This is a genomic window from Haloarcula sp. Atlit-120R, assembly GCF_003665885.1.
GTDB lineage: Archaea > Halobacteriota > Halobacteria > Halobacteriales > Haloarculaceae > Haloarcula > Haloarcula taiwanensis.
In genome coordinates this window covers 1-571 of sequence record NZ_QPLN01000041.1, presented here as the reverse complement: position 1 = coordinate 571, position 571 = coordinate 1, and the positions used below count along the sequence as shown (strand labels likewise).

The window sequence follows — 571 nt, the reverse complement described above, 5'->3', positions numbered from 1 at the left end:
AAGTCGTCAACCTGACCGTCATTACTACTGTCGGGACCGGTGAGATGTCCGGCGTTGAGTCCAATTAAACCGCAGGCTCCTCCGGTTGTGGTGCTCCCCCGCCAATTCCTTTAAGTTTCATCCTTGCGGACGTACTTCCCAGGCGGCTCGCTTATCGTCTTCACTACGGCACATCACGTGCTCATGGCGCGTGACATACCTAGCGAGCATTGTTTACAGCCAGGACTACCCGGGTATCTAATCCGGTTCGAGACCCTGGCTTTCGTCCCTCACTGTCGGGTCCGGTCTCTCAACGTGGTTTCCCCATTGGTGGTCCGTCCAGGATTACAGGATTTCACTCCTACCCCGGACGTACCCGTTGAGTCTCTCGGCCCCAAGCTGTGTAGTTTCCACCGGACGCCGACCAGTTGAGCTGGTCGATTTCCCAATGGACTTACACAGCAAGCTACGGACGCTTTAGGCCCAATAATATCGGCCATCACTTGGACTGCCGGTATTACCGCGGCGGCTGGCACCGGTCTTGCCCAGTCCTTGTTCCTGTACCACCTTACGGTACAGAAAAGCGAGGGCT

The 571-nt window shown here is 56.4% G+C and carries 1 rRNA gene; it reads right to left on the bottom strand.

Features of this window, described 5'->3' with window-relative positions:
- Nucleotides 1-571: ribosomal RNA gene (locus tag DVK01_RS21125) — 16S ribosomal RNA — on the bottom strand; the annotation flags it as partial.